The organism is Planococcus lenghuensis, assembly GCF_001999905.1.
Classification (GTDB): domain Bacteria; phylum Bacillota; class Bacilli; order Bacillales_A; family Planococcaceae; genus Indiicoccus; species Indiicoccus lenghuensis.
Genome location: NZ_CP019640.1, coordinates 26,163 through 39,708 on the forward strand (window position 1 = coordinate 26,163; position 13,546 = coordinate 39,708).

General features: G+C 48.0%; 16 protein-coding genes, 1 tRNA gene and 1 other RNA gene. 15 read left to right on the forward strand and 3 right to left on the reverse strand.

The window, feature by feature from the left end:
* Positions 1-16: 16 nt before the first annotated feature.
* Positions 17-655 carry a deoxynucleoside kinase gene (locus B0X71_RS00095; RefSeq protein ID WP_077587566.1) on the forward strand — a complete coding sequence of 213 codons (639 nt, stop codon included), beginning with the start codon at positions 17-19 and terminating at the stop codon, positions 653-655.
* Entirely contained in the window at positions 652-1,320 is a 669-nt protein-coding gene (locus B0X71_RS00100) for a deoxynucleoside kinase (protein WP_077587567.1), read from the forward strand. The genes B0X71_RS00095 and B0X71_RS00100 overlap by 4 nt, the downstream gene beginning before the upstream one ends.
* 224 nt (positions 1,321-1,544) lie before the next feature.
* Here the strand turns inward: B0X71_RS00100 and B0X71_RS00105 are convergent.
* Positions 1,545-1,637, reverse strand: a tRNA-Ser gene (locus tag B0X71_RS00105).
* A 137-nt stretch (positions 1,638-1,774) separates the two neighbouring features.
* On the opposite strand from B0X71_RS00105, the gene ffs reads away from it, so the two are divergent.
* An RNA gene (gene ffs / locus B0X71_RS00110) (signal recognition particle sRNA large type) lies at positions 1,775-2,040 on the forward strand.
* A gap of 137 nt (positions 2,041-2,177) precedes the next feature.
* Here ffs and B0X71_RS00115 read toward each other — a convergent pair.
* A complete protein-coding gene (locus tag B0X71_RS00115) occupies positions 2,178-3,278 on the reverse strand; it encodes an ABC transporter ATP-binding protein (RefSeq protein ID WP_077587568.1) in 1,101 nt (366 codons plus the stop codon).
* Between the two features lie 148 nt (positions 3,279-3,426).
* Between B0X71_RS00115 and dnaX the strand changes: the two genes are divergently transcribed.
* The 12 genes from dnaX to rsmI all read left to right on the forward strand — a co-directional run bounded on the left by dnaX (position 3,427) and on the right by rsmI (position 13,158).
* Positions 3,427-5,160, forward strand: coding sequence for a DNA polymerase III subunit gamma/tau (gene dnaX, locus B0X71_RS00120; RefSeq protein WP_077587569.1), 1,734 nt, complete (start codon positions 3,427-3,429; stop codon positions 5,158-5,160).
* 22 nt (positions 5,161-5,182) lie between these two features.
* Entirely contained in the window at positions 5,183-5,503 is a 321-nt protein-coding gene (locus tag B0X71_RS00125) for a YbaB/EbfC family nucleoid-associated protein (RefSeq protein ID WP_077587570.1), read from the forward strand.
* Between the two features lie 11 nt (positions 5,504-5,514).
* Positions 5,515-6,111 carry a recombination mediator RecR gene (gene recR / locus B0X71_RS00130; RefSeq protein WP_077587571.1) on the forward strand — a complete coding sequence of 199 codons (597 nt, stop codon included), beginning with the start codon at positions 5,515-5,517 and terminating at the stop codon, positions 6,109-6,111.
* Positions 6,112-6,481: 370 nt separating this feature from the next.
* Positions 6,482-7,912, forward strand: a complete 1,431-nt coding sequence (locus tag B0X71_RS00135) for an aminotransferase class I/II-fold pyridoxal phosphate-dependent enzyme (RefSeq protein WP_077587572.1) — start codon at positions 6,482-6,484, stop codon at positions 7,910-7,912.
* Position 7,913: 1 nt separating this feature from the next.
* Positions 7,914-8,558 (forward strand): dTMP kinase, encoded by a 645-nt coding sequence (gene tmk / locus B0X71_RS00140; protein ID WP_077587573.1) that lies wholly within the window; start codon positions 7,914-7,916, stop codon positions 8,556-8,558.
* Between the two features lie 52 nt (positions 8,559-8,610).
* A complete protein-coding gene (locus tag B0X71_RS00145) occupies positions 8,611-8,940 on the forward strand; it encodes a cyclic di-AMP receptor DarA (RefSeq protein ID WP_077587574.1) in 330 nt (109 codons plus the stop codon).
* 113 nt (positions 8,941-9,053) lie between these two features.
* Positions 9,054-10,046 (forward strand): DNA polymerase III subunit delta', encoded by a 993-nt coding sequence (gene holB / locus B0X71_RS00150; RefSeq protein WP_077587575.1) that lies wholly within the window; start codon positions 9,054-9,056, stop codon positions 10,044-10,046.
* 4 nt (positions 10,047-10,050) lie between these two features.
* Positions 10,051-10,863 (forward strand): PSP1 domain-containing protein, encoded by an 813-nt coding sequence (locus B0X71_RS00155; protein ID WP_077587576.1) that lies wholly within the window; start codon positions 10,051-10,053, stop codon positions 10,861-10,863.
* Positions 10,864-10,873: 10 nt separating this feature from the next.
* Positions 10,874-11,227 carry a DNA replication initiation control protein YabA gene (yabA, locus tag B0X71_RS00160; protein WP_077590839.1) on the forward strand — a complete coding sequence of 118 codons (354 nt, stop codon included), beginning with the start codon at positions 10,874-10,876 and terminating at the stop codon, positions 11,225-11,227.
* Between the two features lie 65 nt (positions 11,228-11,292).
* Positions 11,293-12,030 carry a tRNA1(Val) (adenine(37)-N6)-methyltransferase gene (locus B0X71_RS00165; protein WP_077587577.1) on the forward strand — a complete coding sequence of 246 codons (738 nt, stop codon included), beginning with the start codon at positions 11,293-11,295 and terminating at the stop codon, positions 12,028-12,030.
* A complete protein-coding gene (locus B0X71_RS00170) occupies positions 12,017-12,286 on the forward strand; it encodes a GIY-YIG nuclease family protein (RefSeq protein ID WP_077587578.1) in 270 nt (89 codons plus the stop codon). The genes B0X71_RS00165 and B0X71_RS00170 overlap by 14 nt, the downstream gene beginning before the upstream one ends.
* Complete coding sequence (gene rsmI, locus B0X71_RS00175) at positions 12,283-13,158, forward strand: 16S rRNA (cytidine(1402)-2'-O)-methyltransferase (RefSeq protein WP_077587579.1); 876 nt, start codon at positions 12,283-12,285, stop codon at positions 13,156-13,158. The genes B0X71_RS00170 and rsmI overlap by 4 nt, the downstream gene beginning before the upstream one ends.
* Positions 13,159-13,199: 41 nt before the next feature.
* Here rsmI and B0X71_RS00180 read toward each other — a convergent pair whose 3' ends face one another.
* The gene (locus tag B0X71_RS00180; RefSeq protein ID WP_077587580.1) at positions 13,200-13,478 is read right to left on the reverse strand and encodes a transition state genes transcriptional regulator AbrB; all 279 of its coding nucleotides are present in this window, start codon (positions 13,476-13,478) and stop codon (positions 13,200-13,202) included.
* Between the last annotated feature and the right edge of the window lie 68 nt (positions 13,479-13,546).

Here is a 13,546-nt window from a genome sequence, read left to right on the forward strand (position 1 = left end):
AGAAGGGGGACTTTTTATGCCGGTACCATTCATTACGGTAGAAGGTCCGATCGGTGTTGGAAAGACATCATTATCCAAAGTGATTGCCGATCAGTATAAATTTCAGCTTTTAAAAGAAATTGTGGATGAAAATCCATTCTTGGATAAATTCTATGAGAACATTGAAGAATGGAGTTTCCAGACCGAGATGTTCTTTCTGTGCAATCGTTATAAGCAATTGTCGGATATACAGAAGGAATTCATCAATCGAAGTGAACCTGTTGTAGCCGATTATCATATCTTTAAAAACCTTATTTTTGCCAAACGCACACTGCCCATGATGGAGTATGCAAAATACAAAGCAATTTATAATATTCTGACGGCTGATATGCCAAAACCGAATATGGTCATTTATCTGCACGCAAGCCTCGATACATTGATGAAGCGCATTTCGCTGCGGGGGCGGGATTTTGAAAAAAATATTACCCGGGATTATATGGAGAAGCTGTCGGCAGACTATCATGATTTCATTGAGAACTTTGAACATGCCCACCCCGAAATTCCAGTCCTGCGCTTTAATGGAGATGAATTGGACTTCGTGCAAAATGAAGCGGATCTGGCTGTCATTATGGGACAAGTGGATCAGACGCTTCAGCAAAGGAGTTTACATGTATGAATATACGCGAAAAATATGGCATTCCCTCTAATGCCGTTATCACAGTGGCAGGTACCGTAGGTGTCGGGAAATCGACAATGACAACGAAGCTGGCTGAAGCTCTTCAGTTCCGGACATCTTTTGAAAAAGTAGATGCCAATCCTTATTTGGACCGTTTCTATGATGACTTCAAAAAATGGAGTTTCCATCTGCAGATTTACTTTCTGGCAGAGCGTTTCAAAGAACAGAAGCGCATGTTTGAATATGGTGGAGGATTCGTTCAGGACCGCTCGATTTATGAAGACACCGGCATTTTCGCCAAAATGCATTATGAAAAAGGTACGATGGATCCGATTGATTATGAGACATATACAAATTTGTTCGAGGCTATGGTGATGACACCTTATTTTCCACATCCGGATGTGCTTATTTATCTGGAAGGATCGATTGAAGATATTCTGGCGCGCATTCAAGAACGCGGACGGGCCATGGAACAGCAGACCCCGATTGATTATTGGTTAGAGATGCATGAAAGGTACGAGAAGTGGATCGATTCCTTCAATGCGTGTCCGGTCCTCCGGTTGAACATCAATGATTATGATTTACTGAACGATCCCAAGTGTACCGAACGGATCACAGAGCGCATCGGTCATTTCATGAAACAGACAGCTGTCTTGAGAAAGTAGTAAAAAAGAGATTCAGGCAACATAGCCTGGATCTCTTTTTATGTTGATGAAAAAAATCATTAACGCAGCTTGGGAACAGGGATTCACACAAAAAAGGCGACCTGGTGGCCGCCTGTATGTATAGTCTGTTTAAATTTTCCGACTTACGTTGTTTAAGAAAAATTCGTTACATAAAGTAACGAATCCAATCTCAAATTTACATGCGTGTGTGTGTAATTCAAAAATGGAGGAGGAAGAGGGATTCGAACCCCCGCGGGATTTGACTCCCCTGTCGGTTTTCAAGACCGATCCCTTCAGCCAGACTTGGGTATTCCTCCGTGTAAGACAAAGATTACTTTATCATGCGGCAAAAAACTTGTCAACGGTTTTTGCGTTTCTTTTCCTGTTTTTCTTGCTATTCTTATACAAACATAAGATTTGCATTTTTAGGCCGTACTTTGTATACTAGTAAATGCCGTGCTAGGTGGGAAGGTAGCGGTGTCCTGTAACCTGCAATCCGCTCTAGCAGGACTGAATTCCTTTCCGAGGCTGTCTGCATGTAAGGTCTGCCTCCTGCACGTAGTGTTGACGTCTGGGTCCCGCGCAATGGGTACCCATGAACCATGTCAGGTCCGGAAGGAAGCAGCATTAAGTGGATCAACTCATGTGCCGCGGGGTCGCCTAGACCGAGCTAACGACAGGAGTAACGCTTATGTGCAGCAGTCGAAGAAAGGTGCACGGCCTTAACTTAAAAATTAGCCTGTCCGCATATGTGGGCAGGCTTTTCTTATGTCAAAAAACGGATTGGCTATATACGCAGCATTAAAAAATAAAGGCATCACTGAATGAAGTCCATCCAGTGATGCCTTTACTTGTTATCATGCATGAATGCGCCGGGTTGTTTCAGGATTGAAAAAATGAGCCCGTTTTAGATCCAACATTAATGGCAACGTATGGCCTGCCTGGATTTCGGTGTGCGCTTCTACCCGTGCAATGAAGTTCTGCTCGCCTAAACGGGAATAGAGCATGGTCTCTGCACCCGTAAGTTCAGATACATCGATATAGGCTTCCACTACAGCACCTGGTGCATTGCGGATATCTTCTTCTTCCGCACTGATATGCTCCGGCCGGATACCGAGGATAATTTCTTTCCCTTCGTATCCTTCTGCCTTTAACAAGCTGAGATGATCAGCTGGTACATCGAGTGCAACGTTATTCGTGATGAATTTCCCGCCTTCAAGCACACCATCGAAAAAGTTCATAGCTGGTGAACCAATGAAACCGCCGACAAATAAATTTTCCGGATAGTCGTACACTTCTTTCGGTGTACCGACCTGCTGGATAAACCCATCTTTCATGACGACAATCCGGTTTGCCATCGTCATGGCCTCTGTCTGGTCGTGTGTTACATAGATGGTTGTCGTTTTCAGCCGCTGGTGAAGCTTTGTGATTTCCGCCCGCATCTGCACGCGCAATTTGGCGTCCAGGTTGGAGAGCGGTTCATCCATCAGGAAAACCTTCGCATCCCGAACAATTGCCCGACCGAGTGCCACCCGCTGCCGCTGCCCGCCTGACAGCGCTTTTGGTTTCCGCTTCAGGTAATCAGTCAGACCTAAAATCTGTGCAGCATCTTCCACCCGCTGTTTAATTTCTGCTTTTGGCAGTTTACGGAGCTTGAGGCCAAATGCCATATTGTCATATACAGTCATGTGCGGATAAAGTGCATAGTTCTGAAACACCATTGCGATGTCCCGGTCTTTTGGTGCTACATTATTCATCTTGCGATCATCAATATAGAAGTCGCCGTCCGTGATTTCTTCGAGCCCTGCAATCATGCGTAATGTCGTGGATTTACCGCAGCCGGAAGGACCGACGAACACAATAAACTCTTCGTCGTTAACATGGAGATTAAAATCCGAGACAGCGGTAACTTTGTTATCATAGCTTTTATGGATATGCTCAAGCTTAATTTCTGCCATTCCAGTTTCCCCTTTCGATTTCGCATAAAAATATACAGGTAACAACCTTACAGCAAGTATAACTTAAACAGCAAAAAAAGTCAGAAGAAGTGCCATGTGTGGTATAATAAAGGAATGAAATCAATTTTTTCAGAAGGAGAGAGGAACGTTGGCATACCAAGCTTTTTACCGGGCGTACCGGCCGCAGTCTTTTTCGGAGATGACGGGCCAGACGCATGTGAAACAGACACTGCAGAACGCTCTCCTTTACGGAAAAACAACGCATGCCTACCTATTTTCCGGCCCGCGGGGCACCGGGAAAACAAGCGCAGCTAAAATATTTACAAAGGCGTTGAATTGCGAACGGGCACCAGTCTCGGAACCCTGCAATGAATGCCCGTCCTGCATCAGCATTTCAGAAGGCTCCAATACCGATGTCATCGAGTTTGATGCAGCATCCAATTCCCGGGTGGAAGAGATGCGGGACATTATTGAACGGGTCCGGTTCTCCCCGGCAAATTCACGCTTTAAGGTATATATCATTGACGAAGTGCATATGCTGTCCAATAGTGCGTTCAATGCATTGCTGAAAACATTGGAAGAACCGCCGGAGCATGCGGTATTCATCCTGGCAACAACCGAGCCGCATAAGCTGCCGCTGACCATCATCTCACGCTGCCAGCGGTTTGATTTCAAGCGGCACGCTCCTGTCGATATTGTCAAACGAATGATTGAAGTGCTGGAAGACGCCGGGATTCCGTATAATGAACAAGCGCTGAAGATCATTGCACAGGCGGCTGCCGGCGGAATGCGGGATGCATTGAGCCTCCTGGATCAGGTAGTATCGTTCAGTGGAGATGAAATGCAGGAAGAGGACGCTTTGCTTGTTACCGGGTCGATCAGTCAGGACACGTTTTATCACATTGCAGGGGCGCTCGTGGATAAGGATATTGCACAGGCGCTGTCGCTGCTGGAAAAACTGGTACAGGACGGAAAAGATCCGGTCCGGCTGGTGGAGGACTTCGTTACATTCTTCAGGGACTTGTTGCTGATTAAAACAGCTCCAGGGCTGGAAGCCATGCTGGAACTGGCATCTGCTGAACCACATTTTGTGGAGCTGGCTGACCGGCTGGAAGCGTCGGCTCTTTATGATTGGATCAGCATTCTGACGAAAACACAGCAGGAGATGCGATTCTCAAATCACACGAAAATCTATATGGAAACCGCTCTTCTGCAAATGGTTCAGGCAGCGCCTGCTGTACATGCGGCAGCTCCCCAACCGGAGCTGGAAGCGAAAATCAGTGCGCTCGAAAGCATGGTGCATGAACTTCAGCAGCAGCTGAAAAATGGCGCTGCTGCTCAAGTGGCAGCGCCTGCTGCTGAACCGCAGAAACGGGCCCGTCCGAAATCGCAGAGCCGGTTCAGTGTGCCGGTCGGCCGGATTCAGGAAGTATTGAAGCATGCAACGAAAGACGATATTAATGCAGTCAAAACAAATTGGGCTTCTGTGTTGGGCAATCTGCAGCGGTCACATGCCGCATTGCTGAATGATGCAGAGCCCGTAGCGGCATCGGCGAACGCTTTTGTGTTAAAATTTAAATATGACATTCACTGTCAGATGGCCTCGGATAATCAGACGTTTGCAGCGGCTTTCAATCAGCTGCTTCAGCAGTATACAGGCAAGTCATATGATCCGGTTTTTGTGCCGGATGAGAATTGGCTGAAGATCCGGGAAGATTTCATCAAAACGAATGGCCTGAAACAGCAGACTGACGAATCGGAAGAGTCTGAATCAAATGATGATAATCCATTCGGAGCAGGAGCTGCCGCCGAAGAAGATCCATTCATTGCAGAAGCGGAGAGGCTGTTCGGTAAAGATTTTGTTGAAGTCCATGATGATTAAGACAGTTAAAGGAGGAGTTATAATGCGCGGCGGAGGAAACATGCAGGGCATGATGAAACAGATGCAGAAAATGCAGAAACAAATGGCGGAAGCACAAGAAGAACTCGGAACGAAGGAGTTTGAAGGAACTGCCGGAGGCGGCATGGTCAAAGTCACGGTATCCGGGCATAAACAAGTGCTGGATATTAAACTTGATCCGGAAGTTGTTGATCCGGATGATGTGGAAACACTGCAGGATGTACTGGTGGTAGCAGTGAATGATGCATTTAAAAAAGCTGATGACCATGTCAACGCTACAATGGGGCAGTTCACGAAAGGCCTTAATCTTCCGGGAATGTTCTAGGAGGAAAACGAATGCATTATCCAGAACCGATATCACGATTAATGGACAGTTTTATGAAACTGCCAGGCATCGGGCCTAAAACTGCTGCCCGGCTGGCGTTTTTTGTGCTAGGCATGAAAGAAGATACTGTACTCAATTTTGCAAAAGCGCTGGTTGATGCAAAACGGAACCTCGGCTTCTGTTCAATCTGTGGTCATATTACAGATACAGATCCATGCTATATCTGTCAGGATAAATCACGTGATGCTTCCACTGTGTGTGTCGTACAGGACCCAAAAGATGTAATCGCCATGGAAAAGATGCGGGATTACAGTGGCTTGTATCATGTATTGCATGGCTCGATTTCGCCGATGGATGGCATTGGGCCGGAAGACATTAATGTGCCATCACTTCTGACCCGTCTTCAGAACGAGGAGATCCAGGAATTAATTCTTGCGACGAATCCTACGATCGAAGGGGAAGCGACAGCGATGTATATTTCGCGTCTGGTCAAGCCTTCCGGTATCCGGACGACCCGGATTGCCCACGGTCTGCCGGTTGGCGGCGATTTGGAGTATGCAGATGAAGTGACGCTGTCAAAGGCATTGGAAGGACGCCGGGAACTGTAGTTGAATGAAAGCACGCAATCCGGAGGCATTATGCTTCCGGTTTTTTGTGTTCATAATAAATTAAATGATGTTTTCGGCTATCAGGACTGACGGGGCGCTTGCGCTTTTCTCGTGTCCAGACTTCAGCGCCCAGCCCCTCAAGGTCGTGTCTGGCTTACCCGCGATGGCAAAGAACGCCATCTTCGGTGAGCCCTCCATCGATTGTCGGGGGCCCGCAGGAAGCGGGTCAGGCAACCGTTGCGGCACGATGCCGCGTTTTAGGTTGCCTTCCTCTATTCGGGGCGCTTGCGCTTTTCTTCTTAGGATCGAAACAGTGACCATATTGCGGTATACTGAAAGGAATGAATGAAATGGTGAGGGTGCAGATATAATGCAAAGGGTGCAGCGGCGTCCGCTCGTGGATGCTCTTTTAAAATTTCAGCAGGGAAAGCCGGTGTCTTTCCATGTTCCCGGTCATAAAAATGGGTTGCTGTCAGCACTGCCGGAAGAAGTCCGGCAAGCAATGAAATATGACGTAACGGAACTTCCAGGATTGGACGATTTGCATTATCCGGAAGAAGCGATCAGAGAAGCACAAGAGTTACTGCAGGAGACATATGGTGCACAACACAGCTTTTTCCTGGTGAATGGGTCGACAGCCGGTAATCTGGCTATGGTACTTGCTGCGTGTGAAAAAGGAGATACGGTGCTGGTTCAGCGCAATTCGCATAAATCCATCTTTCACAGCATTGAGTTCGCCCAATTGCAGCCGGTTTACCTGACACCGGAGTGGGATGAACGGACCATGACGGCAACACATGTCTCACTTAAAACAGTTCAGCAGGCATTTGCCGAATATCCGAATGCCAAGGCTCTTATCCTGACATATCCCAATTATTATGGAATGACCGGCCCTGATTTGAAAAGTATTATCCTTCTTGCCCATGCGAGAGGAATACCGGTCCTGGTGGATGAAGCACATGGAGCCCATTTCACAGCGGGAGCTCCATTTCCAAAATCGGCGCTTGCACTTGGTGCAGATGCAGTTGTTCAGTCCGCGCATAAAACGTTGCCTGCAATGACGATGGGTTCATTTCTTCATATCCGATCGGAATTACTGGATACAGAGCGGGTAATGAAGTATCTCCGGATGATTCAGTCCAGTAGCCCTTCTTATTTGATCATGGCTTCATTGGATGATGCCCGGGCATTTATTCAAACTTACAGTCGGCTGGACAGCCGGTATTTACTTGAAAAACGTCAGCAATTCATTGATAGTCTGAAGACGATTGATGGACTGATTACCATTGAAACAGCAGATCCGCTGAAGCTGATTCTGCGTGCGGAAAGGGTCAGCGGTTATGACTTGAAGGAGGCGCTGGAGCAGGAAGGAATTTATCCCGAACTTGCCGATCCGAACCAAGTATTGTTTGTTCTTCCGCTTCTGAAAGTTCGGCATTCCTATCCTTTTGCAGGAGTGCGAAGCCGGATTAAAGAAGTCATGCAGGCACTTGAGAAGAAACGGTCCGACCAACCGATCCCAGTGCATGAACAGCCGTCTGTAACAACGCCGGAAGTTCTGCAGGCGGATATAAACAAAGCCAGCACAGAATGGATTCCGGTAGCCAGAGCGATCGGCCGAATCGCAGCAGGTGCTGTTATTCCATATCCGCCTGGGATTCCGCTGGTTGTGCCGGGAGAAAAATGGACAACAACGAAATTGGAAGAATTGATGGATTTCATGGCTGAAGGAGCGACTCTCCAAGGAGAACACAGGCTGGAGGACAAGCTGTTGTACGTATTACAGGAGGACCAGACATAATATGAGCAAATCAGGATTATTTATTACATTTGAGGGGCCGGAAGGTGCAGGGAAGACGACTGCGATTGAATGGGTACAGGAAGCGCTGAAACGTGAAGGAATGCCGGTCATTGTAACCCGGGAGCCGGGGGGGATCGCCATTGCTGAACGGATTCGGGAAGTAATCCTGGATCCTGTAAGTACCGAGATGGACGGTCGGACAGAAGCGTTATTGTACGCAGCTGCAAGGCGCCAGCATCTGATTGAGAAAGTGATGCCGGCACTGCAGGAAGGCCGTATTGTGCTGTGTGACCGGTTCATTGACAGCTCACTCGCTTATCAGGGACATGCCCGCGGCATCGGCATCCAGCAAATCCTGGCAATCAATGAATTCGCTATTGAAGGAATGATGCCGGACTTGACCCTGTTGTTTGACCTGCCGCCGGAAATTGGACTTGCCCGCATTGCTGAAAACAAAGAGCGGGAACAGAATCGCTTGGATAAGGAAAAACTGCCGTTTCATCAGCTCGTGCGCAATGGCTATCAGCAAGTGGCGGCCATGTATCCGGAGCGCATTAAAACAATCGATGCCTCGCAAACTGCCAGTAGTGTAGCAGAGACAGCTCTCCAACTGATCAAAAAGCAATTGGAAAGTGATAGGGAGTAAACCTTGTTCATGATACAATGAAAAAAAGCAGATGATAAAGGGGAGAATGGCGATGAAGCTTGTGGTAGCGGTTGTACAGGATCAGGATAGTAACCGGCTGTCCAATGCCCTTACAAAAAATAATTTCCGGGCTACGAAACTGGCGAGTACAGGCGGTTTTCTCCGTTCAGGTAATACGACATTCCTGATCGGGGTTGAAGATGATCTCGTACCGGAACTTCTGGATTTGATCAAAGACAATTGCCGGTCCCGCGAACAGATGGTGGCACCGGTATCCCCAATGGGCGGAAATGCGGATTCTTATATTCCGTACCCGGTGGAAGTCGAAGTCGGCGGTGCTACTATTTTTGTGCTGCCAATCGAACAGTTTTATCATTTCTGAAGTAATAGAGAATAACCGGTAGACGCCAAAACACATGATTCATTCCTTATTTGATGCCCGGAGTCCCCAGACTCCGGGATTTTTCAAAATTTTAACCGGCAGGAGGCAAAACGGTGCAGAAACCACTTGAAGACTATGAAAAAATGCAGCCTGTAGCGATGGAACGAATTCGCCGGGCCTTCCAAAAAGACCGGCTTGCCCATGCCTATCTGTTTGAAGGGGCAGCCGGGTCGGGGATTGAAGACATGACACGCTTTTTTGTGCAGCTCCTGCTGTGTCAAAATCCTTCAGATAGTGTGCCATGCGGGCACTGTCGGGATTGCCGGCTGTACCTTTCCGGTAATCACCCTAATGCTGCCAAGCTCGAACCTGACGGTCAGTATATCAAGATTGATCAGATCCGGGAACTGATTTACCGGATGAATAAAACCGGTTTCAGTGAAGGACGGAAAGTATATGTGATCCGCCAGGCAGATCGGATGAATGCTTCTTCCGCCAACGCATTGCTGAAGTTTCTGGAAGAACCGGAAGCGGATGTAACAGCTATTCTGCTCACTGACCGCCTTCATGCCATGATGGATACGATCCAGTCGCGCTGCCAGCTCATTACGTTCCGGCAGCTGCCCAGGGAGCAACTGATCCGAGAATTGGCCGGACAGGGAGTTACGGAATCTATGGCCGCTACGGTTTCCATGCTCACACAGAGCAAGGAAGAGGCAAAGGCTCTTGCAGAAGAAGAGCAGTTTGGACAGGCACGGAAGACAGTGGTAAAATTGGTGGAAGTCCTGAATGCAAATGTGCATGAAGCACTTTTGCTGCTGCAGACGGACTGGATTCCGCTGTTTAAAGAGAAAGAAGAAGCGGAACGCGGATTGGATATGCTTCTGTTCGCGTACCGGGATATCGCCTCAGTGAAAGCAGGTCTCGAAGAGATGCTTACGTACCCGGATATGAAAGAAACTTGGAAGCAGATTGCTCTTCAGCGCTCATTCGCTGTGCTGTCTGAACAGCTTCAGGCGATTTTGACAGCGAAACAGCAGCTCAGCCGGAATATGAACCGTACGCTGATGATGGAGCAGCTGGTGCTGAATCTGCAGGAGGGATAACAAGTTGTATAAAGTAATCGGTGTCCGTTTCAAGAAAGCGGGTAAGATATATTATTTTGATCCTGGCGAGTATACGGTCAAGGAAGAGGATTGCGTGATCGTGGAAACTGCCCGCGGGGTGGAGTACGGGAAAGTTGTCGTGCCGGTGAAAGAAGTGGGAGAAAACGATGTCGTGCTTCCGCTGAAGCAGGTCATCCGGATTGCCAGTGAAAAAGACCGGCAGCAAGTGGAAACGAACCGCCTTGAAGCAGCGCGTGCTTTTGAAGTAGGCCTTAAAAAGATCATTGAACATAAACTCGATATGAACTTGGTGGAAGTCGAATATACATTCGACCGAAATAAAGTGATCTTCTATTTCACAGCAGAAGGCCGTGTGGATTTCCGGAATCTTGTAAAAGACCTTGCTTCTGTCTTCCGCACACGGATTGAACTGCGGCAGATCGGTGTTCGGGATGAAGCGAAAATGCTTGGCGGAATCGGCCCATGCGGCCGGATGCTGTGCTGTTCGACATTTTTGGGGGATTTTGAACCGGTATCGATTAAGATGGCAAAAGATCAGAACCTGTCATTGAATCCGTCTAAGATTTCCGGACTCTGCGGCCGGCTGATGTGCTGTCTTAAGTACGAGAACGATGAGTACGAGGAAGCCAAAAAAGAAATGCCGGACGTTGGCACACGGATTGCAACGCCGGATGGAGATGGCCGGGTAGTCGGCATAAACCTGCTTGAACGGGTGCTGAAAGTCAAACTGACGGAGCAGGAACAAGTGCTGGATTACTCGCTGGAGGAAATCACAGGCCAAAGAACGAGAGCGTGAGGTGGACGTGGTGAAAGAAAAAAACTTTCTGGATACCATCATGGAGTTCGAGCAGCAGCTCGATTCCATGCAGCGGCAGTTCAGTGAATTGAAAGAGATTGTCGCGCAAACAATGGAAGAACGCCATGCACTGCAACTGGAGAACCATCATCTTCGCGCTCGCCTTGAAGAATTTGATGCGGAACAGATGGCGGCCGGCCGTAAAAAAGCCAAACAGGCTGCTGTTGATATTGGCGAAGGCTACGATAACCTGGCAAGGTTATACCATGAAGGCTTTCATGTATGCCATGTACATTTTGGGAGTTCCCGAAAAGGAAATGACTGCCTGTTTTGCCTGTCATTTCTGAACAAGCAAAACAATTAAATAGGAAATACAGACACAGAAGACGGCGATAGTCGTCTTTTGTTTTGTGAAAAGGAGAGTAGAACATGCTGAAACAGGATGAACGGCTGGATTATCTGCTGGCAGAAGAGTTGCGGATTATTCAAAGCCCTTCAGTTTTTTCATTTTCTCTGGATGCAGTGCTGCTTGCCCGTTTTGCATCTATTCCATTTAAGCGGGGTACAATTATTGATCTTTGCACTGGGAATGGCGCAATTCCGCTGTTTTTGAGCGCTCGGTCAGAATCGCGCATCATTGGCGTCGAACTGCAGGAACGGCTGGCGGATATGGCAACACGAAGTGTCACTTACAATCAGCTTGACCAGCAGATCGATATCATTCGCGGGGATGTAAAAGAAGCGCCATCGCTGCTTGGTTACGAGAAATTTGACACTGTCACGTGTAATCCCCCTTATTTTCCGGCTCATGAATTAAGTGACCGGAATATCAGTGAGTATCATGCTATCGCCCGCCATGAGCTGCATTTAACACTTGATGAAGCAGTCTGTGCAGCAAGCCAGCTCCTGAAACAGAGAGGGAAAGCAGCGTTTGTCCACCGGGCGGACCGGCTTATGGATATGCTGGAGGCAATGCGGCGGAACCGGCTAGAACCGAAACGGCTTCGGCTTGTCCATCCAAAGGCGGGTAAAGAAGCAAATACGTTATTGATCGAAGGTACAAAAGATGGGAAAGCGGCCTTGAAAATTCTGCCGCCGCTCATCGTGTATAATGCTGATAATGAATACACAGAAGAAGTGCGGGAATTGCTGTATGGCAAAAGCTGATCATTATTTTTATGTGCTGGAATGCAGTGACGGCACTTATTATGCCGGTTATACAAACAATCTGGAAAAACGGCTCAATGCCCATAACAGTGGTAAAGGAGCAAAGTATACGAGGGCGAAGCGGCCGGTTACATTGATTCATCGGGAGACTTATGAAACAAAGCCTGAAGCGATGCGGGCAGAGTATGCATTCAAGCAATTGACACGGCCGCAAAAAGACGGCTATATTATGCGAAAGAAGGAGGCGGAGCAGTGAAGTCACAAAAGAGTTTCAGTGCTGAGCAGGCAACGCTCCATCTGGTTGCAACCCCTATCGGAAATTTAGAAGATATCACATTCAGGGCAGTCCGGCTCCTGAAAGAGGCGGATGTAATCGCGGCGGAGGATACACGGAATACAAAAAAATTATGTAACCATTTTGCTATCCAGACACCGCTGATCAGTTATCATGAGCATAACCAGGAAGCCGGCGGCGAGAAAATCCTCGCCTATCTGAGAGAAGGAAAAACCGTTGCGCTTGTCAGTGATGCCGGGATGCCCTGCATTTCAGATCCGGGTACTGCTATTGCAGCGCAGGCAGCAGCAGCGGGATATCCAGTCGTGCCGGTACCCGGAGCCAATGCGGCACTCAGTGCACTCATTGCTTCCGGGCTTTCTTCAGACGCCTTTCTGTTTTACGGCTTTTTGCCGCGCCACAAGAAAGACCGGCGCCAAGCGCTTGAAAAATTAAGCCAGCGGGAAGAGACGGTGCTGTTTTATGAGGCACCTCATCGGCTGAAGGATACACTGCAAGCTTTGAAAGAATCGTGTGGCAGCGACCGGCGGATCGTATTGGCCCGCGAACTGACAAAGAAATTTGAGGAATTTTTGAGAGGAACAATCGGTGAAGCGGCAGCCTGGGCAGCAGAAAATGAAATCCGGGGAGAGTTCTGCATCGTTCTCGAAGGCGGTTCAGGAACGGAAGCAGCAGCTGATGAGTCGAATTGGTGGAAACTGCTGACAGTAGAAGAACACGTGGAGGAGATCATTCGGCAACGAGGTTTGCTGCCAAAAGATGCAGTCAAGGAAGCCGCGAAAGAGCGGGGGGTTCCTAAACGGGAAGTTTATCAGATTTATCATCAGCAATAAAAAAACAGACCCTGAAATAATTTTTCGGGTCTGTTTTCATATTACTTATTAAGATTTGTCTGAATCTCTCTTATAAGTTGCTCGGCGCCTTCCGGGCTCAGGATAAGCTTGCCGCCAACGAGACGGAAATTATTATCCGAAACTTCTCCGGTTACTGCGCATGTCATATTTGGCATGTACTTTTTGAGAATAATTTTATCGTCGTCCACATAAATTTCCAGCGCATCTTTTTCTGCGATGCCGAGTGTGCGGCGAAGTTCGATCGGGATGACTACGCGGCCCAATTCATCTACCTTACGGACAATTCCTGTCGATTTCATGTTCTTGTTCCCCTTTCGGATTTTGAGTCTTTCGTCAAAATTCGACAAAATCCTTTCTTGTCGCTTAT